Origin of the sequence: Paraburkholderia sp. J41, assembly GCF_905220235.1 — a bacterium.
In the GTDB taxonomy this organism is placed as follows: domain Bacteria; phylum Pseudomonadota; class Gammaproteobacteria; order Burkholderiales; family Burkholderiaceae; genus Paraburkholderia.
The window spans coordinates 1-1,402 of record NZ_CAJMZE010000080.1 but is presented as its reverse complement, the minus strand read 5'-3'; the positions used below and the strand labels follow the sequence as shown (position 1 = coordinate 1,402).

At 58.5% G+C, this 1,402-nt stretch carries 1 protein-coding gene; it reads left to right on the top strand.

Annotated features, from left to right (window positions below; genetic code table 11):
- Window position 1: 1 nt before the first annotated feature.
- Window positions 2-1,402: type VI secretion system tip protein VgrG (locus tag U5805_RS31480; protein WP_322107391.1), on the top strand; the 1,401-nt coding region annotated here is incomplete at its 3' end.

Sequence of the window (1,402 nt, the reverse complement as noted above, 5' to 3'; positions counted from 1 at the left end):
GCTGTCGGTCGTGGAATTCGATGCTGCCGAGAAGATGGGGGAACCCAACGAGGTGGGCATCGTCCTCACCCACCCGCTCCAGCTCTCGCGCAACGATTATCTCAATCAGGATGCCACTTTTAAAATTGTGGCGGACGAAGGCGTGGTCCGGAAAATCTCCGGCTACGTCATGAAGTTCTCGACGATCCAGCAGACGAAGGACTACGTAAAGTACCTGGTCGTACTGAAATCGCATATCGGGCGCCTGCAGGGTGTGACGAACTCGCAGACGTTCCAGCATCTCACAACGCCGCAGATTATCCGGAAGATCCTGATCAGCCACGGCATCCAGGAACATCAGATGGCGTTCCGGCTGCGGCGCCAGTATCCGACACACCTTTGGCGCTTCCAACACCAGACGACGGATTTTAATTACATCCAGATGCTGATGCAGAAGTCAGGCATCTACTGCTACATCATCGAAACGGAGTACGGCGACCAGGTGGTCTTCGCCGACGACATCGACCACTATCTCTACGATCCCCGTCTTACCGTACCGTACCGCGAAGCGGCCGGGCTTGAATCCGCTGGCGTGGAAGCAATCACCTCGCTCAAGACGCACAACTACACGGTGGCACAGGGCTATACCGTCGCGGATTACAACCCCGAAGCGGCCTGGGAGAGATTTAGGGATAGCGCCAATCTCGCCCCGCAGGACACCACGACGTACGGCCAGCCGTATGTGTACGGTACGAACCACCTCGACCAGGCCGGGGCGAAATGGGAGGCGCAACTGCGCCACGAAGCGGCGCTTGCGCGCCAGGTGATGTACGAAGGCGAGAGCAATGTGCTGGAACTGCAGTGCGCGCGCGTGCTCGAAACGGACATCGCATTGCCCGACGCACCTCAAGGCCAGGTGGTCGTCGAGATCACCCACAGCGGCGGACGTGACAAGCCCTACACCAACCGCTACAAGGCAATTCCGGCCGATCGACGTTTCCGTCTTGAACTGAGGCCGGACACCTGGCCCAAAATTGCGGGCACGCTCAGCGCAAGGATTTGCAGTCCCGACAAATACACCTACGCCTATCTGAATTCTGTCGGATATTACGTCGTTCGTCTGGACGCCGATTTCGGAGCCTCGCCCCATGGCGGTGAAAGCGTGCCGCTACGTCTGGCGAAGCCCTTCGCCGGCAAGCTGCAGACCGGCCTGCACTTCGTCGCGCTGGATAATGACGAGGCAGTGATCTCATTTCGAGATGGGGATCCTGACAAGCCGGAAATTACAGCCTTTCATCATCATAGCCAGGCGCGCGATCTGATCACTAACGACCGCCGCTGGCTCTCGCGCAACATGATCCGCACGCAGAGCAACAACAAACTGCGCATGGAAGACTGGGCGGGCCAGGAAGGCATCAAGCTT